We start from the raw sequence: 22,361 nt of genomic DNA, 5'->3' as shown, positions 1-22,361 counted from the left end.
TTGACCATGGCTAAGACTATTAAAGTTACACAAACTCGCAGCTCAATTGGCCGTCTGCCGAAGCATAAAGCTACTCTGCTCGGTCTGGGTCTGCGTCGTATTGGTCACACCGTAGAGCGCGAGGATACTCCTGCTGTTCGCGGTATGGTCAACCTGGTTTCCTACATGGTTAAAGTTGAGGAGTAACAGATGCGTTTAAATACTCTGTCTCCGGCTGAAGGTGCCAAGCATGCGCCTAAGCGTGTAGGTCGTGGTATTGGTTCTGGCCTGGGTAAAACCGGCGGCCGTGGTCACAAAGGTCAGAAGTCTCGTTCTGGCGGTGGCGTACGTCGTGGTTTCGAAGGTGGTCAGATGCCTCTGTACCGTCGTCTGCCGAAATTCGGCTTCACTTCACGCAAAGCGATGATCACGGCAGAAGTTCGTCTGTCTGAACTGGCTCTGGTTGAAGGCGATGTTATCGACCTGAACGCGCTGAAAGCCGCTAACGTAGTTGGTGTCCAGATCGAATTCGCGAAAGTTGTACTTTCTGGCGAAGTCGCTCGTCCGGTAACCCTGCGTGGTCTGCGTGTCACCAAAGGCGCTCGTGCTGCTATCGAGGCTGCTGGCGGTAAAATTGAGGAATAAGTAGCAGATGGCTAAGCAACCAGGATTAGATTTTCAAAGTGCTAAAGGCGGGCTCGGCGAGCTGAAGCGCAGACTTTTGTTTGTCATCGGCGCGCTGATTGTCTTCCGCATCGGCTCTTTCATTCCGATTCCTGGTATCGATGCCACTGTGCTTGCCAAATTGCTTGAGCAGCAGAGAGGCACTATCATTGAAATGTTTAACATGTTCTCTGGTGGTGCCCTCAGCCGTGCTTCTATCTTTGCTCTGGGGATCATGCCGTATATCTCGGCGTCGATCATTATCCAGCTTCTGACGGTGGTTCATCCAGCGTTGGCGGAAATCAAGAAAGAAGGGGAGGCTGGCCGTCGCAAGATTAGCCAGTACACCCGCTACGGTACGCTGGTATTGGCCATATTCCAGTCGATCGGTATTGCTACCGGTCTGCCGAATATGCCTGGTATGCAGGGCCTGGTGTTAAACCCAGGCTTTGCATTCTACTTTACTGCGGTTGTGAGCCTGGTAACCGGGACAATGTTCCTGATGTGGCTGGGTGAGCAGATTACTGAGCGCGGTATCGGCAACGGTATCTCGATCATTATCTTCGCGGGTATTGTAGCGGGGCTCCCGCCGGCAGTGGCCCATACTATCGAGCAAGCGCGGCAAGGCGACCTGCACTTCCTCCTGCTGCTGTTGGTTGCAGTATTGGTGTTTGCAGTAACCTTCTTCGTTGTTTTCATCGAGCGTGGTCAACGTCGTATCGTCGTTAACTATGCGAAGCGTCAACAAGGTCGTCGTGTTTATGCAGCACAGAGTACACACTTACCGTTGAAAGTGAACATGGCGGGTGTTATCCCGGCGATTTTCGCTTCCAGCATTATTCTGTTCCCGGCCACGATTGCATCATGGTTTGGGGGCGGTACCGGTTGGAACTGGCTGACTACGATTTCGCTGTATTTGCAGCCAGGGCAACCGCTTTATGTGTTACTCTATGCGTCTGCAATCATCTTCTTCTGTTTCTTCTACACGGCGTTGGTTTTCAACCCGCGTGAGACAGCAGATAACCTGAAGAAGTCCGGTGCCTTCGTACCAGGAATTCGTCCGGGAGAGCAAACGGCGAAGTATATCGATAAAGTAATGACGCGTTTAACCCTGGTGGGCGCGATGTACATTACTTTCATCTGCCTGATCCCGGAGTTCATGCGTGATGCAATGAAAGTACCATTCTACTTTGGTGGTACCTCGCTACTGATCGTGGTTGTCGTCATCATGGACTTTATGGCTCAAGTGCAAACTCTGATGATGTCAAGTCAGTACGAGTCTGCATTGAAGAAAGCAAATCTGAAAGGCTATAACCGCTAGTCAGATTCGTTTGAGAAGTTACGGAGAGTAAAAATGAAAGTTCGTGCTTCCGTCAAGAAATTATGTCGTAACTGCAAAATCGTTAAGCGTAACGGTGTCGTTCGTGTGATTTGCAGCGCCGAGCCGAAGCATAAACAGCGTCAAGGCTGATTATCTCGCATATTTTTCTTGCAAAGTTGGGTTGAGCTGGCTAGATTAGCCAGCCAATCTTTTGTATGTCGCACTGCAACATTATTTGAGTATCCTGAAAACGGGCTTTTCAGAATGGTGTTGCTGTATAAAATAGTAGGAGTGCATAGTGGCCCGTATAGCAGGCATTAACATTCCTGATCATAAACATACCGTTATCGCCTTAACGTCGATCTTCGGTATCGGTAAAACCCGTTCACAGGCTATCTGTGCATCTACGGGTATTGCTGAAAATGTTAAGATCAGTGAGCTGTCTGAAGAGCAAATCGAAAAGCTTCGTGATGCAGTTGCCAAATACACCGTTGAGGGTGATTTGCGTCGTGAAATTACCCTGAGCATCAAGCGTCTTATGGACCTTGGTTGCTATCGTGGTTTGCGTCATCGTCGTGGTCTGCCGGTACGCGGTCAGCGCACCAAGACCAACGCTCGTACCCGTAAGGGTCCGCGCAAGCCGATCAAGAAATAATCGGGGTTATTGAATAATGGCAAAGGCACCTGTTCGTACACGTAAGCGTGTAAGAAAGCAAGTCTCTGACGGCGTGGCTCATATCCATGCTTCTTTCAACAACACCATCGTTACCATCACTGATCGTCAGGGTAATGCTTTGGGTTGGGCAACAGCCGGTGGTTCCGGTTTCCGTGGTTCTCGTAAGTCCACTCCGTTCGCAGCACAGGTTGCAGCAGAACGTTGTGCTGACGCAGTGAAAGAATACGGTATCAAGAACCTGGAAGTTATGGTTAAAGGACCTGGTCCTGGTCGTGAGTCTACTATCCGCGCTCTGAACGCGGCTGGTTTCCGCATCACTAACATTACTGATGTGACTCCGATCCCTCATAACGGTTGTCGTCCGCCGAAAAAGCGCCGCGTGTAACGCAGCTTTTAGGATTGTTGGAGAAAGAAAATGGCAAGATATTTGGGTCCTAAGCTCAAGCTGAGCCGTCGTGAGGGCACAGACCTGTTCCTTAAGTCTGGCGTTCGCGCGATCGATTCCAAGTGTAAAATTGAACAAGCACCTGGTCAGCACGGTGCGCGTAAACCGCGTCTGTCTGATTACGGTGTTCAGTTGCGTGAGAAGCAGAAAGTTCGTCGTATGTACGGCATTCTGGAGCGTCAATTCCGCAACTATTACAAAGAAGCAACCCGCCTGAAGGGCAACACCGGTGAAAACCTGTTGCAGCTGCTGGAAGGTCGTCTGGACAACGTTGTTTACCGTATGGGCTTCGGCGCTACTCGTGCAGAGTCACGTCAGCTGGTTAGCCACAAAGCAGTTATGGTAAACGGTCGCGTTGTTAACATCGCTTCTTATCAGGTATCTCCGAATGACGTAGTCAGCATCCGCGAGAAAGCTAAAAAGCAGTCTCGTGTTAAAGCTTCTCTGGAGCTGGCTGAGCAGCGTGAAAAGCCGACTTGGCTGGAAGTTGATGCTGCTAAGATGGAAGGCGTGTTCAAGCGTATGCCTGAACGTACCGATCTGTCTGCGGACATTAACGAACACCTGATCGTCGAGCTTTACTCCAAGTAAAGCTTAGTACCAAAGAGAGGACACAATGCAGGGTTCTGTGACAGAGTTTCTAAAACCGCGCCTGGTAGATATCGAGCAAGTCAGTTCGACGCACGCCAAGGTGACCCTTGAGCCTTTAGAGCGTGGCTTTGGCCATACTCTTGGCAACGCACTGCGCCGTATTCTGCTTTCATCTATGCCGGGTTGCGCGGTGACCGAGGTTGAGATTGATGGTGTACTGCATGAGTACAGCACCAAAGAAGGCGTACAGGAAGATATCCTGGAGATCCTGCTCAACCTGAAAGGGCTGGCGGTGAGAGTTCAAGGCAAAGACGAAGTTATTCTTACCCTGAATAAATCTGGCATTGGCCCTGTGACCGCTGCCGACATCACCCATGATGGTGATGTCGAAATCGTCAAGCCTCAGCACGTGATCTGCCACCTGACTGATGAGAACGCGGCTATCAGCATGCGTATCAAAGTTCAGCGCGGTCGCGGTTATGTGCCGGCTTCTGCCCGAATTCATTCGGAAGAAGATGAGCGCCCAATCGGTCGTCTGTTGGTTGACGCCTGCTACAGCCCTGTAGAGCGTATCGCCTACAATGTTGAAGCTGCGCGTGTAGAACAGCGTACTGACTTGGATAAGCTGGTCATCGAGATGGAGACCAATGGCACGATCGATCCTGAAGAGGCGATCCGCCGTGCGGCCACCATTCTGGCTGAACAACTTGAAGCTTTCGTTGACCTGCGTGATGTACGTCAGCCGGAAGTTAAAGAAGAGAAACCGGAATTCGATCCGATCTTGCTGCGCCCTGTTGACGATCTGGAATTGACTGTCCGCTCTGCTAACTGCCTCAAGGCAGAAGCTATCCACTACATCGGTGATCTGGTACAGCGTACCGAGGTTGAGTTGCTGAAAACGCCAAACCTGGGTAAAAAATCTCTTACCGAGATTAAAGACGTGCTGGCCTCACGTGGTCTGTCTCTGGGCATGCGCCTGGAAAACTGGCCGCCGGCAAGCATTGCTGACGAGTAACCGGATCACAGGTTAAGGTTTTACTGAGAAGGATAAGGTCATGCGCCATCGTAAGAGTGGTCGTCAACTGAACCGTAACAGCAGCCATCGCCAGGCTATGTTCCGTAACATGGCCGGCTCTTTGGTTCGTCATGAGATCATCAAGACGACCCTGCCAAAAGCAAAAGAGCTGCGTCGCGTTGTTGAGCCGCTGATTACTCTTGCCAAGACCGACAGCGTAGCTAATCGTCGTCTGGCATTCGCCCGTACTCGTGATAACGAGATCGTGGCAAAACTGTTTAACGAGCTGGGCCCGCGTTTCGCGAGCCGTGCCGGTGGTTACACTCGCATTCTGAAGTGTGGCTTCCGCGCAGGCGACAACGCGCCGATGGCATACATCGAGCTGGTTGATCGTGCTGAGTCTCAAGCAGAAGTAGCAACTGCAGAGTAATCTGTAGACGCGTAAAAAAACCGGGCTTGCCCGGTTTTTTTACGTCCAAATCCAGCCAAATGTGCTCAATTCCCCCGGCGAGCTTAAGATCCCCGCTCCTATCCGTTATGCTTAGACTCATTCAATAAGTTCACTGAGGCTGTCTGTTATGGGGTTGCTCGACCAATGGGCGGAACGTCATATCCTTGATGCCCAGAATAAAGGCGAGTTCGACAATCTGCCCGGCCAGGGACAACCGCTCGTGCTGGACGATGACAGCGCGGTGCCTGCTGAGCTACGCGCCGGTTACCGCCTGCTGAAAAATGCCGGATATCTGCCGCCGGCGCTGGAAGATCGCAAAGAGGCATTAACCGTTGCTCACTTACTGCAAGGGATCAACAGTGAGCATCCGGACTATGTCGATCTCAGCAAGCGCATGGCGCTGCTGGAACATCGGTTGCGTCACGCTGGAATGAGCACGGACTTCTTGCATGGCGAATATCAGCGTGCGCTGGACGGTAAACTCACCCGAGAGGAGAAGTAATGTTCAAGATAGGTCAGTTGGCCAAGCTTGCCGAAGTGACGCCGGATACCGTGCGTTACTATGAAAAGCAGGGCATGATGGATCACAATGTCCGTACTGAAGGCGGTTATCGGCTGTACACCGAGCAGGATCTGCAGCGGCTGCGTTTTATCCGCTATGCCAAGCAGTTGGGCTTTACTCTGGAAACGATCGCCGAGCTGCTGTCGATCCGGGTCGATCCGGAACATCACACCTGCCAGGAATCGAAGTCTATCGTTGATGCGCGCCTGAGCGAAGTGGAAAGCAAGTTGGCGGAGCTGACCCGGATGCGTGAATCGTTGAAACGGCTGAGCGACGCCTGCTGCGGTACCGCCCATACCAGCAACTACTGTTCGATCCTGGAAGCTTTGGAACAGGGCGCCAGCGATGACAAAGGCAAAAAAGGTTGCTGACGGCACTTTAATTTTTATATCGCCGGCAGTATTATCGCCCCGTTTTATCCCTCATATTTTACAGGAGCATTATCATGACGAAATATCGTCACACCAAAGGCCAGATTCAAGATAACGCCATTGAGGCGCTGCTGCATGACCCGCTATTCCGTCAGCGGGTAGAAAAGAATGTGAAAGGCAAAGGCAGCTATCGGCGTAAAGAAAAACACAACAAAGGCGGTAACTGGGAGGCCAGTGGCAAACTATCAAACGATAATTTACCACTGGCCTTCTGGTTTTAAGGCATTAAAAAAGCCACCTTCATCCGGTGGCTTTTTATTGGCATAACCAAACGCTGTCTTACAGTTTTGGCTGCTGTTGATGGCTCAGCAAATCACGGATTTCCGTCAGCAGTTTCTCTTCTGCAGTAGGTTCTGGCGGCGCTGCCGGAGCTTCTTCTTGTTTGCGTCGCATTTTGTTCATCAATTTAATCGCCAGGAAGATGGCGAAGGCGACAATCACGAAGTCAAATACGGTTTGGATGAATGAACCGTAGTTCATTACCACCGCCGGTACGGCGCCCTGAGCTTCACGTAATACCAGATGGAACTGTTTAAAGTCGACGCCGCCGATCAGTAAGCCCAGCGGTGGCATGATGATATCAGCCACGAAGGACGAAACGATCTTGCCGAATGCGGCACCGATAATCACACCGACGGCCAGATCGACCACGTTGCCACGCATGGCAAATTCGCGAAACTCTTTCAACATACTCATAGAACGCACCCCTTGCAGAATTAATAACTCAAGTTTAACAAAGCAATTTCCCTTTGCCACAAAAGGAGAGAAGTTTTATCTCCTCCCAAGGCAGAGAACAACCACGCGATTATAGACCATAGCCAAATAAATTCGTTCTACAAGAAGAATGGGCTCGGTTGGAACAGGCGTTCAACGTCCGGCACGAATTTCTTGTCGGTAATAAACATGATGACGTGATCGCCCTGTTCGATTTTGCTGTTGCCGTTGGCAATGATCACGTCGTCGCCACGCACGATCGCGCCGATGGTGGTACCCGGCGGCAGCTTGATGTCTTCGACGATGCGGCCGACCACTTTGGACGTGCTTTCATCCCCGTGGGCAATCGCTTCGATCGCTTCCGCCACGCCGCGGCGCAGCGACGAAACGCTGACGATATCCGCTTTGCGCACATGCCCCAACAGGGCGGAGATGGTCGCCTGTTGTGGTGAAATGGCGATATCGATCACGCTGCCCTGTACCAGATCGACATAGGCGCGGCGCTGGATCAATACCATTACCTTCTTGGCGCCCATGCGCTTAGCCAGCATGGCGGACATGATGTTGGCCTCATCGTCGTTGGTGATAGCGATGAAGACATCCACCTGCTCGACGTGCTCTTCGGCCAGCAGTTCCTGATCGGAGGCATCACCGTAGAACACGATGGTATCGTGCAGTTGCTCGGCGAGTTCGGCGGCACGTTGCTGATTCCGCTCGATCAGTTTGACGTTGTAGTCTTTTTCCAGCTTGGCGGCCAGGCCGGCGCCGACGTTGCCGCCGCCGACGATCATGATGCGCTTATAAGGTTTTTCCAGCCGTTGCAGTTCGCTCATCACCGCGCGGATGTGCTGTGAGGCGGCGACGAAGAACACTTCATCACCGGCTTCGATAATGGTCGAGCCTTGCGGCCGGATCGGCCGATCCTGGCGGAAAATAGCGGCGACGCGGGTGTCGATATGCGGCATGTGTTCGCGCATCGAAGAGAGCGCATTGCCGACCAGCGGGCCGCCGTAATAGGCTTTAACCGCGGCGATGCTGACCTTGCCTTCGGCGAAGTTGACCACCTGCAGCGCGCCGGGGTATTCAATCAGCTTGTAGATATAGTCGATGACCAGCTGCTCCGGCGAAATCAGATGGTCGATCGGCACCGCTTCAGGCAGGAACAGTTTCTCCGACTCGCGGATATATTCCGGCGCGCGGATACGGGCGATACGGTTGGGGGTATTAAACAGAGAATAGGCGATCTGGCAGGCGATCATGTTGGTTTCGTCGGAGTTGGTGACGGCGACCAGCATGTCGGCATCTTCTGCGCCAGCTTCGCGCAGCACCCGGGGGTGAGAACCATGTCCCTGAACCACTCGCAGATCGAATTTATCCTGCAGCTGACGCAACCGGCCGGAGTCGGTATCGACGACGGTGATATCGTTGTTTTCACCTACCAGGTTTTCCGCCAGCGTCCCGCCAACCTGCCCGGCACCAAGAATAATTATTTTCATCGTGTTCTCTGCTTCACACTGAAAGACTTAGGGCGCGTGGGCACCCTGAAGAATTACATTTTAATCAGCTTAGCGTAAAAGAAGCCATCGCCGTCCTCGGGATGCGGGATATTCTGCCGTCCCGGCCGCTGCGCATCGCCGGTTTCAACCAGCTTGGCATCGGCATGGCGCTGCAAGAACGCGGCGATCTGACTACTGTTTTCATCCGGCAGAATAGAGCAGGTTGCGTAAACCATCACGCCGCCTGATTTCAGATGCGGCCAGACGGCCTCCAGGATATCGGCCTGCAGGGCGGCGAGTTCGGCGATGTCGCGATCGCGGCGCAGCCATTTGATGTCGGGATGACGGCGGATCACGCCGGTGGCCGAACAAGGCGCGTCCAGCAGAATACGGTCGAACTGCTTGTCACCGCACCATTGCTGCGGTGTGCGGCCATCGCCCAGTTTAACCTCTGCGTGCAAACGCAGACGCTGCAGGTTTTCTTTCACCCGCGCCAGACGCTGTTCGTCGATATCGACGGCCATAACCTGTGCTTTCGGCGCCGCTTCCAGAATATGCGTGGTTTTGCCGCCGGGCGCGGCGCACAAATCGAGGATCTGTTCACCGTCTTGTGGATCCAACAGATCAACACAGCCTTGGGCTGAGGCATCTTGCACGGTGACCCAGCCGTCGGCGAACCCTGGCAGATCGGTCACGGCGCAAGGTGCCAGCAACCGCACGGCGTCGGCATAGTCTGCATGAGGCTCCGCGGCGATGCCGGCGTCGGTCAGCAGCTGCAGGTAAGCCTCACGGGTGTGATGCAGGCGGTTGACGCGCAGCCACATCGGCGGCTTCTGGTTATTGGCGTCGACGATCTGTTGCCAGTTGGCGGGATAAGCCTGTTGGATGCGTTTCAGCAACCAGCTCGGGTGCAGGTAGCGGCTGTCATTGTTGGCGGCGCGCTGCAGAAGTTCTTCCTGCTGGCGCTGGAATTGCCGCAAGACGCCGTTAATCAAACCTTTCAACTGTGGGCGTTTCAGCGCCACCGCACCTTCCACGGTTTCTGCGAGTACGGCGTGCGCCGGGATACGGGTATACAGCAGCTGATACAAGCCGACCATCAGCAAATAGTGAAGTGTACGTTGCTTGCCGGTCAGCGGTTTGGCCATTAATTGCTGAATGCACCATTCGAGCTGCGGCAGTACGCGTAACGTGCCGAAGCACAGTTCCTGCAGCAACCCGCGGTCTTTATCGCTGATGGAGGTTTGCAGCGCCGGCAGAACAGTACTCAGTGACTGCCCTTGATCCAGCACCTGGCCGATGGCTTTGGCAGCGATGCTGCGGAGATTGTAATTATTTTTCATAGGCTGAAGCTGATAACGATCGGCATTAAGAAAATAACGGCCCGGCGATGAACGGCCGGGCAGTGGGGTGACTTACAGCCGGTTACCCGGGGTAAACCATTCACGACGTGAATTTAACAGGTCTTGCGCCGACATCGGTTTCTTGCCGGCGGGCTGCAATTGGATCAGATTGAGGATACCGTCGGCGGTCGCCACCTGAATGCCGTGCTTGTCGGCATGGACAACGGTGCCCGGCTCCGCGTTGGCGCTTTCCGCCATTACGCTGGCCTGCCACACTTTCACCGGTTGCTCATCGATGGTGAAGTAGCTTATCGGCCAAGGGTTGAAGGCGCGGATGCAACGCTCCAGCTGTGCGGCGGACAGTGTCCAATCCAGGCGAGCTTCTTCTTTGCTCAGCTTCTCGGCGTAGGTGACCTGCGACTCGTCCTGCACTTCGCGGGTGGCGCTGCCGTCGGCCATTTGGCGCAGCGTCGTCAGCATGCCCTGCGGGCCGAGCTGCGCCAGCTTGTCGTAGAGGCTGGCGCTGGTATCGCTGCTCTCAATCGGGCAGGCGATTTTGTGCATCATGTCACCGGTATCGAGACCGACATCCATCTGCATGATGGTCACGCCGGTTTCGCTGTCACCGGCCCAGAGCGAACGCTGGATCGGCGCCGCGCCGCGCCAGCGGGGCAGCAGCGAACCATGTACGTTGATGCAGCCAAGACGCGGCATATCCAGCACCGCTTGCGGCAGAATCAACCCGTAGGCAACCACCACCATCACGTCGGCGTTGAGATCCGCCACCAGACGCTGGTTCTCTTCAGGGCGCAGCGATTTAGGCTGAAATACCGGCAATTGGTGTTGTTCGGCCAGCATTTTGACCGGGCTGGGCGTTAGCTTGTTGCCGCGGCCTGCCGGACGGTCGGGTTGAGTGAATACGCCGACAATCTGGTGCTCAGATGACAACAGCGCGTCAAGATGACGCGCTGCGAAGTCTGGTGTTCCGGCGAAAATAATCCGTAAAGAGTCAGACACGTTGATTTCCTGATCGGTTAGGCGCGGGCTTGAAGCTTGGCCATTTTTTCCAGTTTCTGACGAATGCGCTGACGCTTGAGCGGCGACAGGTAATCGACGAACAGTTTACCCATCAGGTGATCCATCTCGTGCTGGATGCAGATCGCCAGCAGATCGTCCGCTTCCAGCTCGAAAGGTTTGCCTTCGCGATCCAGCGCGCGGATCTTCACCTGCGCGGCGCGCGGCACCAGCGCACGCTGCTCGGGAATGGAAAGACAGCCTTCCTCGATGCCGGTTTCGCCGCTTTTTTCCAGCAGCTCCGGGTTGATCAGCACCAGGCGCTGATCGCGATTCTCGGAGACGTCGATCACGATAATGCGCTGATGGATATCCACCTGAGTCGCAGCCAGGCCAATGCCTTCCTCTGCGTACATGGTTTCAAACATATCATCCACGATGCGCTGGATATCTGCATTGACTTCTTTTACCGGCGCTGCGACTTTGCGCAGACGCTCGTCTGGGAAATGTAATACCTGCAAGACTGACATATATCTTTAGATCTGTATCCGAGTAATGAACGAGGTTTAACCTCTATTCTAGACATTTCCCGACCTGATTGACAGCATTGCGCACCAATTGCTCAGATTGGCAATACCACCGTTTTTGCTGAGGGAACAGACGATGCGGCCGGAAGAGATCGCTTTACGGATGCGGGGAGTCACGGGGCTACAGACCGTCGTGGCCAGTCGGCTCGTGCGACAGTTATCGCAAATGAGTGGCGAGCCTCGCCGCGTGTTGCATGAGCTGGGATTGAACGAACGGCAGCAGGCACAGTTCAACCGAGTGGATCCCGTCTATCTGGCGGCCACCCTGCGTTGGCTGGAGGAGCCGGCGCACCGTATGCTGAACTATGGGGCGCCCGGCTATCCTGAAAACCTGGCTCAGATCGACGACGCGCCGCTGTTTCTGCTGATCAAGGGCGATCCTCGGGTGCTGTTGCAACCTCAGCTCGCTATGGTCGGCAGCCGGCAGTTCAGCCATTACGGCGAGCGTTGGGCGAACCATTTCGCCGAGGAGTTGGCGCGTTGCGGTTTCACCATCACCAGTGGTTTGGCGATCGGCATCGACGGCATTTGCCATCGTGCGGCGCTGGCGGCTAATGGCTGCACGATTGCGGTGTTGGGCAGCGGGCTGGGCAATATCTATCCGCGCCGGCACCGCCGGCTCGCGGAGCAGATAGTCGAGCAGGGCGGCGCCGTGATTTCAGATCATTTAGTCACCGATTTGCCTCTGGCCGACCATTTCCCACGCCGTAACCGCATTATCAGCGGTCTCAGCCTGGGGGTTCTGGTCATAGAAGCTTCGCTGCGCAGCGGTACCCTGGTGACGGCTCGCTACGCGTTGGAGCAGGGGCGTGAGGTGTTCGCCTTGCCTGGGCCATTAGGAAACCCGATGAGTGAGGGGACGCATTGGTTAATCCAGCAGGGCGCGCATCTGGTCACCGGGCCGAAAGATATCGCCGAATTGCTGGGAAGCGGCCTTCAATGGCTGTCACTGAACGAAAATACAACTATTTGTGCGTCGCAGGCTGAAGTTGAATTGCCATTTGGCGATGTGTTGGCTAACGTAGGAGATGAGGTGACACCTGTTGACGTCGTCGCTGAACGTGCCGGCCAACCTGTGCCAGTGGTGGTAATCAAGTTACTTGAGCTGGAGTTAGCAGGGTGGATCGCAGCTGTACCCGGCGGCTATGTCCGAATAAGGAGGGCAAGCCATGTTCGACGTACTCATGTACTTGTTTGAAACTTATATCCACAATGAACCAGAGATGCGCGTCGATCAGGATCAACTGACCGATGATCTCGCTCAGGCGGGGTTTCATCGGGATGATATCTACAACGCGTTGAATTGGCTTGAGAAGTTGGCTGACCTGCAAGAGGGTCAAAATGCCCCTTACTTTATGGATGCCGATCCGCTGGCAATGCGGATCTACACCGAAGAAGAAGGTGCACGTCTGGACGCCGGCTGCCGTGGTTTTCTCCTGTTCCTGGAACAGATTCAGGTATTGAACCTCGAAACCCGTGAAATGGTTATCGACCGCGTTATGGCTTTGGATAATGCGGAATTCGATCTCGAAGATCTGAAATGGGTCGTGTTGATGGTGCTGTTTAATATCCCCGGATATGAAAGCGCCTATCAGCAAATGGAAGAACTGTTGTTTGAAGTGAACGAAGGTTATCTGCATTGAGCCGATAACGCGCATAGAAGACGTTATGACAAAAAACGCGATTTTTGCCGCCAGGCAAAATGAACCCTGTCCGGAATGCGGGGCCGAACTGGTGATCCGTAGCGGTCGCCACGGCCCCTTCCTCGGCTGTTCCCAGTACCCTGAATGCCAATATATTCGGCCGCTGAAAGCGCAGGCCGATGGACATATCGTTAAGGTCTTGGATGGGCAACAGTGCCCGAAATGTCAGGCGACGTTGGTGCTGCGCCAGGGGCGCTATGGCATGTTTATCGGCTGCAGCGATTATCCGCAGTGCGATCACACTGAAGTGATCGATAAGCCTGACGAAACCGCCATTACCTGTCCGCAGTGCGGCCAAGGCAAACTGCTGCAGCGCAAGTCGCGTTACGGCAAAGTTTTTCATTCCTGCGATCGTTACCCGGAATGCCAGTTTGCCCTCAATGTTAGACCTGTCGCCGGTGAGTGCGCCTATTGCCATTATCCGCTGCTGATGGAAAAGCGCACGGCAAAAGGCCCCGTCCTGTGCTGTGCCAGCAAGCTGTGCGGAAAACCCGTCGCGACTACAGAATAATCACATCATGAACTCAGAATTAAGCCCGAACCTTTTATCTATCATCGATGCTTTGCATCAACAGCAGGTGATTGCGTATCCCACCGAAGCCGTATTCGGCCTGGGTTGCGATCCCGACAGCGAGCAGGCGGTCAATGCATTGCTGGCGCTGAAACAGCGGCCGTGGGAAAAGGGGCTGATTTTGATCGCCGCCGACTATGCACAGCTTAAACCTTATATCGACGACAGTGCGCTCAGCGAACAGCAGCGCACGACGATGTTTGCCAGCTGGCCTGGGCCGGTAACCTGGGTTTTGCCCGCTCGGCCGGAGACGCCGCGTTTGCTGACCGGACGCTTCAGCTCGCTGGCGGTGCGCGTCAGCGATCATCCGTTGGTGCAGCAGCTGTGCCGGCAGTATGGCAAGCCGCTGGTGTCGACCAGCGCCAATCTCAGTGGGCTGGAGCCATGCCGCAGTGCGGATGAGGTTACGCGGCAGTTCGGCGAAGCTTTCCCGGTATTGCGCGGCAAGGTGGGTGGCCGTCTTAATCCTTCCGAAATCAGAGACGTTCTGACCGGCGAACAGATCCGTCAGGGCTAGAGGTAATGGGCATGGAGAAGTTTGCGGTATTTGGCAACCCTATCGGCCACAGCAAGTCGCCGCGAATTCATGCGCTGTTTGCTGCCCAGACCGGCATTGAGCATCCTTATGGGACGGTGTTGGCGCCGTTAGACGGTTTTGAAACCAGCCTGCAGGCGTTTATCCGCGCCGGAGGGCTGGGGGCGAACGTCACGGTGCCCTTCAAGGAGCGTGCTTATTCGGCCGCTTCTGAGCTGAGCGAGCGCGCAGCGATGGCCGGTGCGGTCAACACCCTGAAGGTATTGCCGAATGGCGAGCTGTTGGGGGATAACACCGACGGCATCGGGTTGCTGACCGATCTACAGCGTCAGCAATTGATCCGGCCGCAGGATCGCATCCTGCTGATGGGCGCCGGCGGCGCAGCGCGCGGCGTGATCCTGCCGCTGCTGTCTTTCGGCTGTCGGCTAACGATCACCAACCGCACCTTCAGCCGAGCCCTGGCGTTGGCAGACGCTTTTCGGCATCTGGGGGAGATCTCGGCGGCGCCGATGGATCAATTGGATCAGCAAGCGTTCGAACTGGTGATCAATGCGACGGCGTCCGGCATCAGCGGAGAGATCCCGGCGTTGCCGGCGGGCGTAGTTAATGCACACACTCGTTGCTATGACATGTTCTATCAGCAGGGCGCTACGCCATTCCTGGCCTGGGCGCAGCAGCAGGGGGCAACGGAATATGCCGATGGGCTGGGCATGCTGGTGGGGCAGGCGGCGCATGCTTTCCTGCTTTGGCATGGAGTGATGCCAGAGATTGAGCCGGTATTGCGCCAGTTGCGCAGCGAACTGGCGGCATAAATCCTGCCCCGTTCTCTTTATTTATAGAGAACGGGGTTCCCGTCAGATGTCTTCCGACAGGTACTCATCTTTCCAGCGTACATAGTTGTTCGAAGAATAAAGCAATCCTTCCAACTCGGCGGCGGTCAACGGCCTAACCTGGCGTGCCGGGCTGCCCATATAGAGATAGCCGCTGACCAGGCGTTTGCCCGGCGGCACTAAACTGCCGGCACCAATCATCACGTCGTCTTCTACTACTACACCGTCCAGCAGGATCGATCCCATACCGACCAGCACCCGGTTGCCGATGGCGCAGCCGTGCAGCATCGCTTTATGGCCTACGGTCACGTCTTCTCCAATCAACAGGGGATAACCGTCGGGGTTATGTTCGGAGCGGTGAGTCACATGCAGTACGCTGCCGTCCTGTATATTGCTGCGCGCGCCGATCTTTACCGCATTGACGTCGCCCCGAATGGCGACCAGCGGCCAGATGCTGACGTCATCCGCCAGATCGACGTCGCCGATCACCACGCTGGAAGGATCGATCAAGACGCGTTGACCGAGTTTGGGGGTGTATTGAAGATAAGAACGTACTGCATCGGACATGGTGCTTGCCTCACGTCGGGATCATATTTACCGGCAATACTAGACTCTGACGATGGAATTACAACCAATCGCAGCGCCGGATCCTGCGGAAAATGGCCCTGATCGCACAAGATCCACTCGGAAGGGCTGAAAAGTGTGCAAACAGAAAGAAAAGATCAAAAAAGGGGTTGTGCAAAAAACTCGGATCCCTATAATGCGCCTCCATCGACACGGCGCAAGTGATTCACTTCACACAGCGGCCGGGAAGAAAGAGAAAAAATCCTGAAAATTAGGGTTGACTCTGAAAGAGGAAAGCGTAATATACGCCACCTCGAGTTAGCAAGCGAAAGCGCCTAACTCACTGCTCTTTAACAATTTATCAGACAATCTGTGTGGGGACAACGTGAACATGGTTGTAACCCTGATTCACCCAATCGCGATGGACGACGGTCTGCGTTTCGCAATCCGTGAAGGCGGCCGTACTGTAGGCGCTGGTGTTGTTGCTAAAGTTATCGCTTAATCGCGAATAATTTTTCGACACAAAAAAGGGCACTTCGGTGCCCTTTTTTTATGCAATTCGTATAAATCTTAATTGAAATAAAAACCATTCCTATTTAGACTCAATGCATTGGTTAAGAAGTGAGTCTCTCTATGTATGTATGTCTGTGTAATGCGGTGACTGACAAAGCGATCCGTAATGCGGTGCGTCAGCACAACCCCCATACCATGAAGCAGCTGCGTGAACTTGTGCCGATTGGTACCGATTGTGGAAAGTGCATTCGTCAGGCAAGACAGATTATGGTGGAGGAACGCGGAACTATCATCCCAATGCATGAAGTTGCCTAACAAAGGGTAAGGTTATTTTTGACTCTTGGCTTACAGGTTCTACACTTTTAGAACTGGCCAGGAGGAGTTACCTATGAAAGGCGATAAAAAGATCATTGCTCACCTCAACAAGCTGCTCGGCAACGAGCTGGTTGCCATCAATCAATATTTCCTGCACGCCCGCATGTTCAAGAATTGGGGTTTAATGCGCCTCAACGATAAGGAATACCACGAGTCGATCGACGAAATGAAACATGCCGATCGCTACATTGAACGCATCCTGTTCCTGGAAGGAATACCTAATCTGCAGGACCTCGGCAAGCTGAACATCGGCGAAGACATTGAAGAGATGCTGCGTTCCGATCTGGCGCTGGAGCTGGCGGGCGCCAAGAACCTGCGCGAAGGTATCGCCTACGCCGACTCGATTCACGATTATGTCAGCCGTGATTTGATGATCGACATTCTGGCCGATGAAGAAGAGCATATCGACTGGCTGGAAACCGAGCTGGATCTGATCGCTCGCCTCGGCATTCAAAACTATGCCCAGGCCCAGATTTTAGAGCGCAAAGAGTAAGCCTGCCTTCCGTTCGTCATCGCCTCTCCTGCCGGCGACCGTTTTTACGGTGGGGCAGGGGAGCTGCCCGCTAAGCATAATTCATACCTTGATCGCCACCTTCATCCCGTGATCGTCGCTGAAGACGCAAAAATGACGATTTCCTGAGCATATTTCCAACTGCGGCTTGCTTCCTGGGCCATTTTGCGTATAATGCGCGGGCTTACCTAATCTTGGTAAGCCTGATTTTAGCGAATCAGTCGATTGGCAGGCCTTTTTTGCCTTTCGAACAATACTCCCGATATGGGGGTTATATGTTGACGATTACACTCCCCCATCAATCGAAATGGGTGTGAGGAGTAATTATTTACGTTTATAAATAATTGGAGCTCTGGTCTCATGCAGAACCAAAGAATCCGTATCCGCCTGAAAGCGTTTGATCATCGTCTGATCGATCAATCAACCGCGGAAATCGTCGAGACTGCAAAGCGCACTGGTGCGCAAGTCCGTGGTCCGATCCCGCTGCCAACTCGCAAAGAGCGCTTTACCGTTCTGATCTCTCCGCACGTCAACAAAGACGCGCGCGATCAGTACGAGATTCGCACTCACAAGCGTCTGGTTGACATCGTTGAGCCAACCGAGAAAACCGTTGATGCTCTGATGCGTCTGGATCTGGCTGCCGGTGTAGACGTGCAGATCAGCCTGGGTTAATCAGGTCATTGAGCGATTGAGAGGTTGAAACAATGATTGGTTTAGTCGGTAAAAAAGTGGGTATGACCCGTATCTTCACTGAAGATGGCGTTTCTATCCCAGTAACCGTAATTGAAATTGAAGCGAACCGCGTGACTCAGGTTAAAAGCCTGGACACCGACGGTTACCGTGCCGTTCAGGTTACCACTGGTAGCAAAAAAGCTAACCGTGTAACCAAGCCGGAAGCGGGCCATTTCGCTAAAGCTGGCGTTGAAGCTGGCCGTGGTCTGTGGGAATTCCGCCTGGAAGAAGGTCAAGAATTCGCTGCAGGTCAGGAAATTAGCGTAGAAATCTTCGCTGACGTTAAAAAAGTCGATGTTACCGGTACTTCTAAAGGTAAAGGTTTTGCTGGCACTGTTAAGCGCTGGAACTTCCGTACCCAAGACGCTACCCACGGTAACTCCTTGTCTCACCGCGTTCCGGGTTCTATCGGTCAGAACCAGACTCCGGGCAAAGTGTTCAAAGGCAAGAAAATGGCTGGCCACCTGGGTGATGAGCGCGTAACCGTTCAAAGCCTGGACGTAGTACGTGTTGACGCTGAGCGCAACCTGCTGCTGGTTAAGGGTGCTGTACCGGGCGCAACCGGTGGCAACCTGATCGTTAAACCAGCTGTGAAGGCGTAAGGGGATAGCAATGGAATTAGTATTGAAAGACGCGCAAAGCGCGCTGACTGTTTCCGAAACTACCTTCGGTCGTGATTTCAACGAAGCGCTGGTACACCAGGTTGTTGTTGCTTATGCAGCAGGTGCCCGTCAAGGTACTCGTGCTCAGAAGACCCGTGCTGAAGTAACTGGTTCCGGCAAAAAGCCATGGCGTCAGAAAGGCACCGGCCGTGCGCGTTCAGGTTCTGTAAAGAGCCCGATCTGGCGTTCAGGCGGCGTGACCTTTGCTGCTAAGCCACAGGACCACAGTCAGAAAGTAAACAAAAAGATGTACCGCGGCGCGCTGAAAAGCATCCTGTCCGAACTGGTACGTCAAGATCGTCTGATCGTTGTCGAGAAGTTCTCTGTAGAAGCGCCTAAAACTAAGCTGCTGGCACAGAAACTGAAAGATATGGCTCTGGAAGACGTGCTGATCGTGACCGGTGAACTGGATGAGAATCTGTTCCTGGCAGCTCGCAACCTGTACAAGGTTGACGTGCGCGATGTAGCAGGTATCGATCCGGTTAGCCTGATCGCCTTCGACAAAGTGGTTATGACTGCTGATGCTGTGAAGCAAGTTGAGGAGATGCTGGCATGATCCGTGAAGAACGTTTGCTGAAAGTGCTGCGTGCACCGCACGTATCTGAAAAAGCATCCGCTGCGATGGAAAAAAGCAACACCATCGTTCTCAAAGTTGCCAAAGACGCGACCAAAGCAGAAATCAAAGCTGCAGTGCAGAAACTGTTTGAAGTCGAAGTCAAAGACGTGAACACCCTGGTAGTTAAAGGGAAAGTGAAGCGTCACGGTCAGCGTGTTGGTCGTCGTAGCGACTGGAAAAAAGCTTACGTCACCCTGAAAGAAGGCCAGAATCTGGACTTCATCGGCGGCGCAGAGTAAGTCGGAGGAGTAAGAACAATGGCAATTGTTAAATGTAAACCTACATCTCCGGGTCGTCGCCACGTTGTTAAAGTGGTTAACCCTGAGCTGCACAAGGGTAAACCTTATGCCCCGCTGCTGGAAAAACTGAGCAAAAGCGGTGGTCGTAACAACAATGGCCGTATCACCACCCGTCATATCGGTGGTGGCCACAAGCAACATTATCGTCTGGTTGACTTCAAGCGCAACAAAGACGGTATCCCTGCTGTGGTTGAGCGTCTGGAGTACGATCCGAACCGTTCCGCGAACATCGCGCTGGTTCTGTACAAAGACGGCGAACGCCGTTACATCCTGGCGCCGAAAGGCCTGAAAGCTGGTGACCAGATTCAATCTGGCGTTGATGCTGCAATCAAAGCGGGTAACACCCTGCCGATGCGCAACATTCCAGTTGGTTCAACGGTTCACAACGTAGAAATGAAACCAGGTAAAGGCGGCCAGATGGCTCGCTCCGCTGGCGCCTACGTTCAGATCGTTGCTCGTGATGGTTCCTACGTAACTCTGCGTCTGCGCTCCGGCGAAATGCGTAAAGTTCCAGCTGATTGCCGCGCCACCCTGGGTGAAGTCGGTAACGCTGAACACATGCTTCGCGTTCTGGGTAAAGCAGGTGCTGCACGTTGGCGTGGTGTTCGTCCTACCGTTCGCGGTACGGCGATGAACCCGGTAGATCACCCGCACGGTGGTGGTGAAGGTCGTAACTTTGGTAAGCACCCGGTAACTCCGTGGGGCGTTCAGACCAAAGGTAAGAAGACCCGTAGCAACAAGCGTACTGATAAGTTCATCGTACGTCGCCGTAGCAAAAAATAATTAGAGGATAAGCCATGCCACGTTCTCTCAAGAAAGGTCCTTTTATTGACCTGCACTTGCTGAAGAAGGTAGAGAAAGCGGTGGAAAGCGGTGACAAGAAGCCTTTGCGCACTTGGTCCCGTCGTTCAACGATCTTTCCTAACATGATCGGTTTGACCATCGCTGTCCATAATGGTCGTCAGCACGTACCAGTGTTCGTTTCCGATGAAATGGTCGGTCACAAACTGGGTGAATTCGCGCCGACTCGTACTTATCGCGGCCATGCGGCTGATAAAAAAGCTAAAAAGCGCTAAGGTAGGAGGAAGAGATGGAAACTATCGCTAAACATCGCCACGCTCGTTCTTCTGCTCAGAAGGTTCGCCTTGTTGCTGACCTGATTCGCGGTAAGAAAGTGTCGCAAGCTCTGGAAACTCTGACCTACACCAACAAGAAAGCTGCTGGTCTGGTTAAGAAAGTGCTGGAGTCTGCCATTGCTAACGCAGAACACAACGATGGCGCTGACATCGATGATCTGAAAGTTACGAAAATCTTCGTAGACGAAGGCCCAAGCATGAAGCGCATTATGCCGCGTGCAAAAGGTCGTGCAGATCGCATCCTGAAGCGCACCAGCCACATTACTGTGGTTGTGTCCGATCGCTGAGACTCTGGAGACTAGCAATGGGTCAGAAAGTACATCCTAATGGTATTCGCCTGGGTATTGTCAAACCTTGGAACTCTACTTGGTATGCGAATACCAAAGAATTCGCTGACAACCTGGACAGCGACTTTAAAGTTCGTCAATTCCTGACTAAGGAACTGTCGAAAGCTTCCGTTTCTCGCATCGTTATCGAGCGTCCTGCGAAGAGCATCCGTGTGACCATTCACACTGCTCGCCCAGGCATCGTTATCGGCAAGAAAGGTGAAGACGTCGAAAAACTGCGCAAGGTCGTAGCGGACATCGCTGGCGTTCCTGCACAGATCAACATCGCCGAAGTCCGTAAACCGGAACTCGACGCTAAATTGGTTGCTGACAGCATCACTTCTCAGCTGGAACGTCGCGTTATGTTCCGTCGTGCTATGAAGCGTGCAGTACAGAACGCAATGCGTCTTGGCGCTAAAGGTATCAAAGTTGAAGTAAGCGGCCGTCTTGGCGGCGCCGAAATCGCACGTACCGAATGGTACCGCGAAGGTCGTGTTCCATTGCACACTCTGCGTGCGGACATCGACTACAACACATCTGAAGCGCACACCACTTATGGTGTAATCGGCGTTAAGGTATGGATCTTCAAAGGTGAGATCCTGGGTGGTATGGCTGCAGTTGAACAACCGGAACCGGCTGCTCAACCTAAAAAGCAGCAGCGTAAAGGCCGCAAGTAAGGAGAGTCGCTGATGTTACAACCAAAGCGTACAAAATTCCGTAAGGTGCACAAGGGCCGCAACCGTGGTCTGGCGCAAGGTACGGATGTTAGCTTCGGCACTTTCGGTCTGAAAGCTGTTGGCCGTGGCCGTCTGACTGCTCGTCAAATCGAAGCAGCTCGTCGTGCAATGACTCGTGCAGTTAAGCGTCAAGGCAAGATCTGGATCCGTGTATTCCCGGACAAACCGATCACCGAGAAGCCGCTGGAAGTGCGTATGGGTAAAGGTAAGGGTAACGTGGAGTATTGGGTTGCCCTGATCCAGCCTGGTAAGGTCCTGTACGAAATGGACGGCGTGCCAGAAGAGGTTGCCCGCGAGGCATTCAAACTGGCAGCAGCGAAACTGCCGATCAAAACCACCTTTGTAACTAAGACGGTGATGTAATGAAAGCACAAGAGCTGCGTGAAAAAAGCGTTGAAGAGCTGAATGCCGAGCTGCTCAACCTGCTGCGTGAGCAATTCAACTTGCGCATGCAGGCGGCCAGTGGCCAGCTGCAACAAACTCACCTGTTGAAACAAGTGCGTCGTGACGTCGCACGCGTTAAGACTTTACTGACTCAAAAGGCGGGTGTGTAAATGACTGAAGTTATCCGTACCCTGCAGGGTCGTGTTGTTAGCGATAAAATGGAGAAATCCATCGTTGTTGCTATCGAGCGTACTGTGAAGCACCCGATCTACGGGAAATTCATCAAACGTACGACCAAGCTGCATGTACATGACGAGAACAACGAATGTGGTACCGGCGACGTGGTGGAAATCCGCGAATGCCGCCCACTGTCCAAGACCAAGTCCTGGACGTTGGTTCGCGTTGTAGAGAAAGCGATTCTGTAATAGAGTAGCTGGCTCTCACTTAATAAACGGCTCAGAAAATGAGCCGTTTATTTTTTCTACCCATACCAAGTAAGCGGTGTTATAATGCTGCGCCCTCGGTTATGGGGCTTTTCAACGGCCTAATTTTTACTTGGGTCTTTAAAGTAGTAGTTGA

Annotated in this window: 36 protein-coding genes and 1 pseudogene; 31 read left to right on the top strand and 6 right to left on the bottom strand. The window is 53.6% G+C overall.

Features of this window, described 5'->3' with window-relative positions; translation table 11 throughout:
• The first annotated feature begins 6 nt into the window (after positions 1-6).
• From rpmD to EDY99_RS19480, 12 genes are all read left to right on the top strand, one after another.
• Positions 7-186 carry a 50S ribosomal protein L30 gene (rpmD, locus tag EDY99_RS19535; protein WP_048232028.1) on the top strand — a complete coding sequence of 60 codons (180 nt, stop codon included), beginning with the start codon at positions 7-9 and terminating at the stop codon, positions 184-186.
• A 3-nt stretch (positions 187-189) separates the two neighbouring features.
• A complete protein-coding gene (rplO, locus tag EDY99_RS19530; protein WP_004929742.1) occupies positions 190-624 on the top strand; it encodes a 50S ribosomal protein L15 in 435 nt (144 codons plus the stop codon).
• A 7-nt stretch (positions 625-631) separates the two neighbouring features.
• On the top strand, positions 632-1,963 hold the full coding sequence (secY, locus tag EDY99_RS19525) for a preprotein translocase subunit SecY (protein ID WP_004929740.1): 1,332 nt from the start codon (positions 632-634) through the stop codon (positions 1,961-1,963).
• 33 nt (positions 1,964-1,996) lie between these two features.
• Positions 1,997-2,113 carry a 50S ribosomal protein L36 gene (rpmJ, locus tag EDY99_RS19520; protein WP_002227352.1) on the top strand — a complete coding sequence of 39 codons (117 nt, stop codon included), beginning with the start codon at positions 1,997-1,999 and terminating at the stop codon, positions 2,111-2,113.
• A gap of 148 nt (positions 2,114-2,261) precedes the next feature.
• Positions 2,262-2,618 carry a 30S ribosomal protein S13 gene (gene rpsM, locus EDY99_RS19515; RefSeq protein WP_004929734.1) on the top strand — a complete coding sequence of 119 codons (357 nt, stop codon included), beginning with the start codon at positions 2,262-2,264 and terminating at the stop codon, positions 2,616-2,618.
• Between the two features lie 16 nt (positions 2,619-2,634).
• Positions 2,635-3,024: a 30S ribosomal protein S11 gene (gene rpsK, locus EDY99_RS19510; RefSeq protein WP_004929731.1), complete on the top strand. Its 390-nt coding sequence runs from the start codon at positions 2,635-2,637 to the stop codon at positions 3,022-3,024.
• A 30-nt stretch (positions 3,025-3,054) separates the two neighbouring features.
• Positions 3,055-3,675, top strand: a complete 621-nt coding sequence (rpsD, locus tag EDY99_RS19505) for a 30S ribosomal protein S4 (protein WP_004929729.1) — start codon at positions 3,055-3,057, stop codon at positions 3,673-3,675.
• A 25-nt stretch (positions 3,676-3,700) separates the two neighbouring features.
• Positions 3,701-4,690, top strand: coding sequence for a DNA-directed RNA polymerase subunit alpha (gene rpoA, locus EDY99_RS19500; RefSeq protein WP_002919219.1), 990 nt, complete (start codon positions 3,701-3,703; stop codon positions 4,688-4,690).
• A 40-nt stretch (positions 4,691-4,730) separates the two neighbouring features.
• The gene (gene rplQ / locus EDY99_RS19495; protein ID WP_004929726.1) at positions 4,731-5,120 is read left to right on the top strand and encodes a 50S ribosomal protein L17; all 390 of its coding nucleotides are present in this window, start codon (positions 4,731-4,733) and stop codon (positions 5,118-5,120) included.
• A gap of 148 nt (positions 5,121-5,268) precedes the next feature.
• Positions 5,269-5,643, top strand: a complete 375-nt coding sequence (locus EDY99_RS19490) for a DUF1992 domain-containing protein (RefSeq protein WP_046687911.1) — start codon at positions 5,269-5,271, stop codon at positions 5,641-5,643.
• Positions 5,643-6,074 carry a Zn(2+)-responsive transcriptional regulator gene (zntR, locus tag EDY99_RS19485; RefSeq protein ID WP_016930321.1) on the top strand — a complete coding sequence of 144 codons (432 nt, stop codon included), beginning with the start codon at positions 5,643-5,645 and terminating at the stop codon, positions 6,072-6,074. The genes EDY99_RS19490 and zntR overlap by 1 nt, the downstream gene beginning before the upstream one ends.
• A gap of 74 nt (positions 6,075-6,148) precedes the next feature.
• Positions 6,149-6,355 carry an alternative ribosome-rescue factor A gene (locus tag EDY99_RS19480; RefSeq protein WP_004929720.1) on the top strand — a complete coding sequence of 69 codons (207 nt, stop codon included), beginning with the start codon at positions 6,149-6,151 and terminating at the stop codon, positions 6,353-6,355.
• Positions 6,356-6,413: 58 nt separating this feature from the next.
• Here the strand turns inward: EDY99_RS19480 and mscL are convergent, their stop codons facing one another.
• The 5 genes from mscL to def all read right to left on the bottom strand — a co-directional run bounded on the left by mscL (position 6,414) and on the right by def (position 11,231).
• Entirely contained in the window at positions 6,414-6,830 is a 417-nt protein-coding gene (gene mscL, locus EDY99_RS19475) for a large-conductance mechanosensitive channel protein MscL (RefSeq protein WP_033645241.1), read from the bottom strand.
• Between the two features lie 137 nt (positions 6,831-6,967).
• Positions 6,968-8,344, bottom strand: coding sequence for a Trk system potassium transporter TrkA (gene trkA / locus EDY99_RS19470; protein WP_004929716.1), 1,377 nt, complete (start codon positions 8,342-8,344; stop codon positions 6,968-6,970).
• 53 nt (positions 8,345-8,397) lie between these two features.
• Entirely contained in the window at positions 8,398-9,687 is a 1,290-nt protein-coding gene (gene rsmB, locus EDY99_RS19465) for a 16S rRNA (cytosine(967)-C(5))-methyltransferase RsmB (RefSeq protein ID WP_033645240.1), read from the bottom strand.
• Positions 9,688-9,759: 72 nt separating this feature from the next.
• Entirely contained in the window at positions 9,760-10,704 is a 945-nt protein-coding gene (gene fmt, locus EDY99_RS19460; RefSeq protein WP_033645239.1) for a methionyl-tRNA formyltransferase, read from the bottom strand.
• A 17-nt stretch (positions 10,705-10,721) separates the two neighbouring features.
• Positions 10,722-11,231 (bottom strand): peptide deformylase, encoded by a 510-nt coding sequence (def, locus tag EDY99_RS19455; RefSeq protein ID WP_015379260.1) that lies wholly within the window; start codon positions 11,229-11,231, stop codon positions 10,722-10,724.
• 133 nt (positions 11,232-11,364) lie between these two features.
• Here def and dprA point away from each other — a divergent pair, with 133 nt between their 5' ends.
• Genes dprA through aroE form a run of 5 tightly spaced genes read left to right on the top strand, consistent with a single transcriptional unit; the run spans position 11,365 to position 14,909 of the window.
• The gene (dprA, locus tag EDY99_RS19450; RefSeq protein WP_060660184.1) at positions 11,365-12,486 is read left to right on the top strand and encodes a DNA-protecting protein DprA; all 1,122 of its coding nucleotides are present in this window, start codon (positions 11,365-11,367) and stop codon (positions 12,484-12,486) included.
• On the top strand, positions 12,458-12,931 hold the full coding sequence (gene smg, locus EDY99_RS19445) for a DUF494 family protein Smg (protein WP_025160381.1): 474 nt from the start codon (positions 12,458-12,460) through the stop codon (positions 12,929-12,931). Before dprA ends, smg begins: the two co-directional genes overlap by 29 nt.
• A gap of 25 nt (positions 12,932-12,956) precedes the next feature.
• Positions 12,957-13,502 (top strand): type I DNA topoisomerase, encoded by a 546-nt coding sequence (locus tag EDY99_RS19440; RefSeq protein ID WP_123062003.1) that lies wholly within the window; start codon positions 12,957-12,959, stop codon positions 13,500-13,502.
• A gap of 7 nt (positions 13,503-13,509) precedes the next feature.
• The gene (gene tsaC, locus EDY99_RS19435; protein WP_033645237.1) at positions 13,510-14,079 is read left to right on the top strand and encodes an L-threonylcarbamoyladenylate synthase type 1 TsaC; all 570 of its coding nucleotides are present in this window, start codon (positions 13,510-13,512) and stop codon (positions 14,077-14,079) included.
• 11 nt (positions 14,080-14,090) lie between these two features.
• Entirely contained in the window at positions 14,091-14,909 is an 819-nt protein-coding gene (aroE, locus tag EDY99_RS19430) for a shikimate dehydrogenase (protein WP_123062189.1), read from the top strand.
• A gap of 42 nt (positions 14,910-14,951) precedes the next feature.
• Here the strand turns inward: aroE and EDY99_RS19425 are convergent, their stop codons facing one another.
• Complete coding sequence (locus tag EDY99_RS19425) at positions 14,952-15,494, bottom strand: gamma carbonic anhydrase family protein (RefSeq protein WP_033645236.1); 543 nt, start codon at positions 15,492-15,494, stop codon at positions 14,952-14,954.
• 373 nt (positions 15,495-15,867) lie between these two features.
• Between EDY99_RS19425 and tuf the strand changes: the two are divergent.
• The 14 genes and pseudogenes from tuf to rpsQ all read left to right on the top strand — a co-directional run.
• A pseudogene (tuf, locus tag EDY99_RS19420) lies at positions 15,868-15,993 on the top strand (elongation factor Tu); the annotation flags it as partial.
• A 131-nt stretch (positions 15,994-16,124) separates the two neighbouring features.
• Positions 16,125-16,319 (top strand): bacterioferritin-associated ferredoxin, encoded by a 195-nt coding sequence (bfd, locus tag EDY99_RS19415; RefSeq protein ID WP_015379266.1) that lies wholly within the window; start codon positions 16,125-16,127, stop codon positions 16,317-16,319.
• 73 nt (positions 16,320-16,392) lie between these two features.
• Positions 16,393-16,872 (top strand): bacterioferritin, encoded by a 480-nt coding sequence (bfr, locus tag EDY99_RS19410; RefSeq protein ID WP_004929784.1) that lies wholly within the window; start codon positions 16,393-16,395, stop codon positions 16,870-16,872.
• A 378-nt stretch (positions 16,873-17,250) separates the two neighbouring features.
• Positions 17,251-17,562 (top strand): 30S ribosomal protein S10, encoded by a 312-nt coding sequence (gene rpsJ / locus EDY99_RS19405; RefSeq protein WP_001181005.1) that lies wholly within the window; start codon positions 17,251-17,253, stop codon positions 17,560-17,562.
• Positions 17,563-17,594: 32 nt separating this feature from the next.
• Positions 17,595-18,224 (top strand): 50S ribosomal protein L3, encoded by a 630-nt coding sequence (rplC, locus tag EDY99_RS19400; protein WP_015379265.1) that lies wholly within the window; start codon positions 17,595-17,597, stop codon positions 18,222-18,224.
• 10 nt (positions 18,225-18,234) lie between these two features.
• Positions 18,235-18,840, top strand: a complete 606-nt coding sequence (gene rplD / locus EDY99_RS19395; protein ID WP_004929779.1) for a 50S ribosomal protein L4 — start codon at positions 18,235-18,237, stop codon at positions 18,838-18,840.
• Positions 18,837-19,139, top strand: a complete 303-nt coding sequence (gene rplW, locus EDY99_RS19390; protein WP_004929776.1) for a 50S ribosomal protein L23 — start codon at positions 18,837-18,839, stop codon at positions 19,137-19,139. The genes rplD and rplW overlap by 4 nt, the downstream gene beginning before the upstream one ends.
• An 18-nt stretch (positions 19,140-19,157) precedes the next feature.
• Positions 19,158-19,982, top strand: a complete 825-nt coding sequence (gene rplB / locus EDY99_RS19385; RefSeq protein ID WP_004929775.1) for a 50S ribosomal protein L2 — start codon at positions 19,158-19,160, stop codon at positions 19,980-19,982.
• Between the two features lie 14 nt (positions 19,983-19,996).
• The gene (gene rpsS / locus EDY99_RS19380; RefSeq protein WP_004929772.1) at positions 19,997-20,275 is read left to right on the top strand and encodes a 30S ribosomal protein S19; all 279 of its coding nucleotides are present in this window, start codon (positions 19,997-19,999) and stop codon (positions 20,273-20,275) included.
• A 14-nt stretch (positions 20,276-20,289) separates the two neighbouring features.
• Positions 20,290-20,622 (top strand): 50S ribosomal protein L22, encoded by a 333-nt coding sequence (gene rplV / locus EDY99_RS19375; protein ID WP_002223844.1) that lies wholly within the window; start codon positions 20,290-20,292, stop codon positions 20,620-20,622.
• Between the two features lie 17 nt (positions 20,623-20,639).
• A complete protein-coding gene (rpsC, locus tag EDY99_RS19370) occupies positions 20,640-21,338 on the top strand; it encodes a 30S ribosomal protein S3 (protein ID WP_004929766.1) in 699 nt (232 codons plus the stop codon).
• Between the two features lie 12 nt (positions 21,339-21,350).
• Positions 21,351-21,761, top strand: a complete 411-nt coding sequence (rplP, locus tag EDY99_RS19365) for a 50S ribosomal protein L16 (RefSeq protein WP_004929764.1) — start codon at positions 21,351-21,353, stop codon at positions 21,759-21,761.
• Positions 21,761-21,952, top strand: coding sequence for a 50S ribosomal protein L29 (gene rpmC, locus EDY99_RS19360; protein ID WP_004929762.1), 192 nt, complete (start codon positions 21,761-21,763; stop codon positions 21,950-21,952). Before rplP ends, rpmC begins: the two co-directional genes overlap by 1 nt.
• Entirely contained in the window at positions 21,953-22,207 is a 255-nt protein-coding gene (rpsQ, locus tag EDY99_RS19355) for a 30S ribosomal protein S17 (protein WP_004929760.1), read from the top strand.
• The last annotated feature ends 154 nt before the right edge of the window (positions 22,208-22,361 follow it).

It is taken from the genome of Serratia sp. LS-1 (genome assembly GCF_003719595.1).
Classification (GTDB): domain Bacteria; phylum Pseudomonadota; class Gammaproteobacteria; order Enterobacterales; family Enterobacteriaceae; genus Serratia; species Serratia ureilytica.
This window is presented reverse-complemented; position numbering and strand designations above follow the sequence as displayed.

Bases quoted from the DNA above. Each gene is read 5' to 3' on its own strand.
- rplD (WP_004929779.1), top strand. From the start codon at position 18,235: ATGGAATTAGTATTGAAAGACGCGCAAAGCGCGCTGACTGTTTCCGAA.
- rpmJ (WP_002227352.1), top strand. From the start codon at position 1,997: ATGAAAGTTCGTGCTTCCGTCAAGAAATTATGTCGTAACTGCAAAATC.
- rplW (WP_004929776.1), top strand. From the start codon at position 18,837: ATGATCCGTGAAGAACGTTTGCTGAAAGTGCTGCGTGCACCGCACGTA.
- bfd (WP_015379266.1), top strand. From the start codon at position 16,125: ATGTATGTATGTCTGTGTAATGCGGTGACTGACAAAGCGATCCGTAAT.
- zntR (WP_016930321.1), top strand. From the start codon at position 5,643: ATGTTCAAGATAGGTCAGTTGGCCAAGCTTGCCGAAGTGACGCCGGAT.
- EDY99_RS19440 (WP_123062003.1), top strand. From the start codon at position 12,957: ATGACAAAAAACGCGATTTTTGCCGCCAGGCAAAATGAACCCTGTCCG.
- rpoA (WP_002919219.1), top strand. From the start codon at position 3,701: ATGCAGGGTTCTGTGACAGAGTTTCTAAAACCGCGCCTGGTAGATATC.
- smg (WP_025160381.1), top strand. From the start codon at position 12,458: ATGTTCGACGTACTCATGTACTTGTTTGAAACTTATATCCACAATGAA.
- rpsJ (WP_001181005.1), top strand. From the start codon at position 17,251: ATGCAGAACCAAAGAATCCGTATCCGCCTGAAAGCGTTTGATCATCGT.
- EDY99_RS19490 (WP_046687911.1), top strand. From the start codon at position 5,269: ATGGGGTTGCTCGACCAATGGGCGGAACGTCATATCCTTGATGCCCAG.
- aroE (WP_123062189.1), top strand. From the start codon at position 14,091: ATGGAGAAGTTTGCGGTATTTGGCAACCCTATCGGCCACAGCAAGTCG.
- def (WP_015379260.1), bottom strand. From the start codon at position 11,231: ATGTCAGTCTTGCAGGTATTACATTTCCCAGACGAGCGTCTGCGCAAA.
- rplB (WP_004929775.1), top strand. From the start codon at position 19,158: ATGGCAATTGTTAAATGTAAACCTACATCTCCGGGTCGTCGCCACGTT.
- rplV (WP_002223844.1), top strand. From the start codon at position 20,290: ATGGAAACTATCGCTAAACATCGCCACGCTCGTTCTTCTGCTCAGAAG.
- rplO (WP_004929742.1), top strand. From the start codon at position 190: ATGCGTTTAAATACTCTGTCTCCGGCTGAAGGTGCCAAGCATGCGCCT.
- secY (WP_004929740.1), top strand. From the start codon at position 632: ATGGCTAAGCAACCAGGATTAGATTTTCAAAGTGCTAAAGGCGGGCTC.
- bfr (WP_004929784.1), top strand. From the start codon at position 16,393: ATGAAAGGCGATAAAAAGATCATTGCTCACCTCAACAAGCTGCTCGGC.
- rplC (WP_015379265.1), top strand. From the start codon at position 17,595: ATGATTGGTTTAGTCGGTAAAAAAGTGGGTATGACCCGTATCTTCACT.
- rplQ (WP_004929726.1), top strand. From the start codon at position 4,731: ATGCGCCATCGTAAGAGTGGTCGTCAACTGAACCGTAACAGCAGCCAT.
- tsaC (WP_033645237.1), top strand. From the start codon at position 13,510: ATGAACTCAGAATTAAGCCCGAACCTTTTATCTATCATCGATGCTTTG.
- rpsD (WP_004929729.1), top strand. From the start codon at position 3,055: ATGGCAAGATATTTGGGTCCTAAGCTCAAGCTGAGCCGTCGTGAGGGC.
- rpmC (WP_004929762.1), top strand. From the start codon at position 21,761: ATGAAAGCACAAGAGCTGCGTGAAAAAAGCGTTGAAGAGCTGAATGCC.
- EDY99_RS19425 (WP_033645236.1), bottom strand. From the start codon at position 15,494: ATGTCCGATGCAGTACGTTCTTATCTTCAATACACCCCCAAACTCGGT.
- trkA (WP_004929716.1), bottom strand. From the start codon at position 8,344: ATGAAAATAATTATTCTTGGTGCCGGGCAGGTTGGCGGGACGCTGGCG.
- dprA (WP_060660184.1), top strand. From the start codon at position 11,365: ATGCGGCCGGAAGAGATCGCTTTACGGATGCGGGGAGTCACGGGGCTA.
- rpsS (WP_004929772.1), top strand. From the start codon at position 19,997: ATGCCACGTTCTCTCAAGAAAGGTCCTTTTATTGACCTGCACTTGCTG.
- EDY99_RS19480 (WP_004929720.1), top strand. From the start codon at position 6,149: ATGACGAAATATCGTCACACCAAAGGCCAGATTCAAGATAACGCCATT.
- rplP (WP_004929764.1), top strand. From the start codon at position 21,351: ATGTTACAACCAAAGCGTACAAAATTCCGTAAGGTGCACAAGGGCCGC.
- rpmD (WP_048232028.1), top strand. From the start codon at position 7: ATGGCTAAGACTATTAAAGTTACACAAACTCGCAGCTCAATTGGCCGT.
- mscL (WP_033645241.1), bottom strand. From the start codon at position 6,830: ATGAGTATGTTGAAAGAGTTTCGCGAATTTGCCATGCGTGGCAACGTG.
- rsmB (WP_033645240.1), bottom strand. From the start codon at position 9,687: ATGAAAAATAATTACAATCTCCGCAGCATCGCTGCCAAAGCCATCGGC.
- rpsC (WP_004929766.1), top strand. From the start codon at position 20,640: ATGGGTCAGAAAGTACATCCTAATGGTATTCGCCTGGGTATTGTCAAA.
- rpsK (WP_004929731.1), top strand. From the start codon at position 2,635: ATGGCAAAGGCACCTGTTCGTACACGTAAGCGTGTAAGAAAGCAAGTC.
- rpsQ (WP_004929760.1), top strand. From the start codon at position 21,953: ATGACTGAAGTTATCCGTACCCTGCAGGGTCGTGTTGTTAGCGATAAA.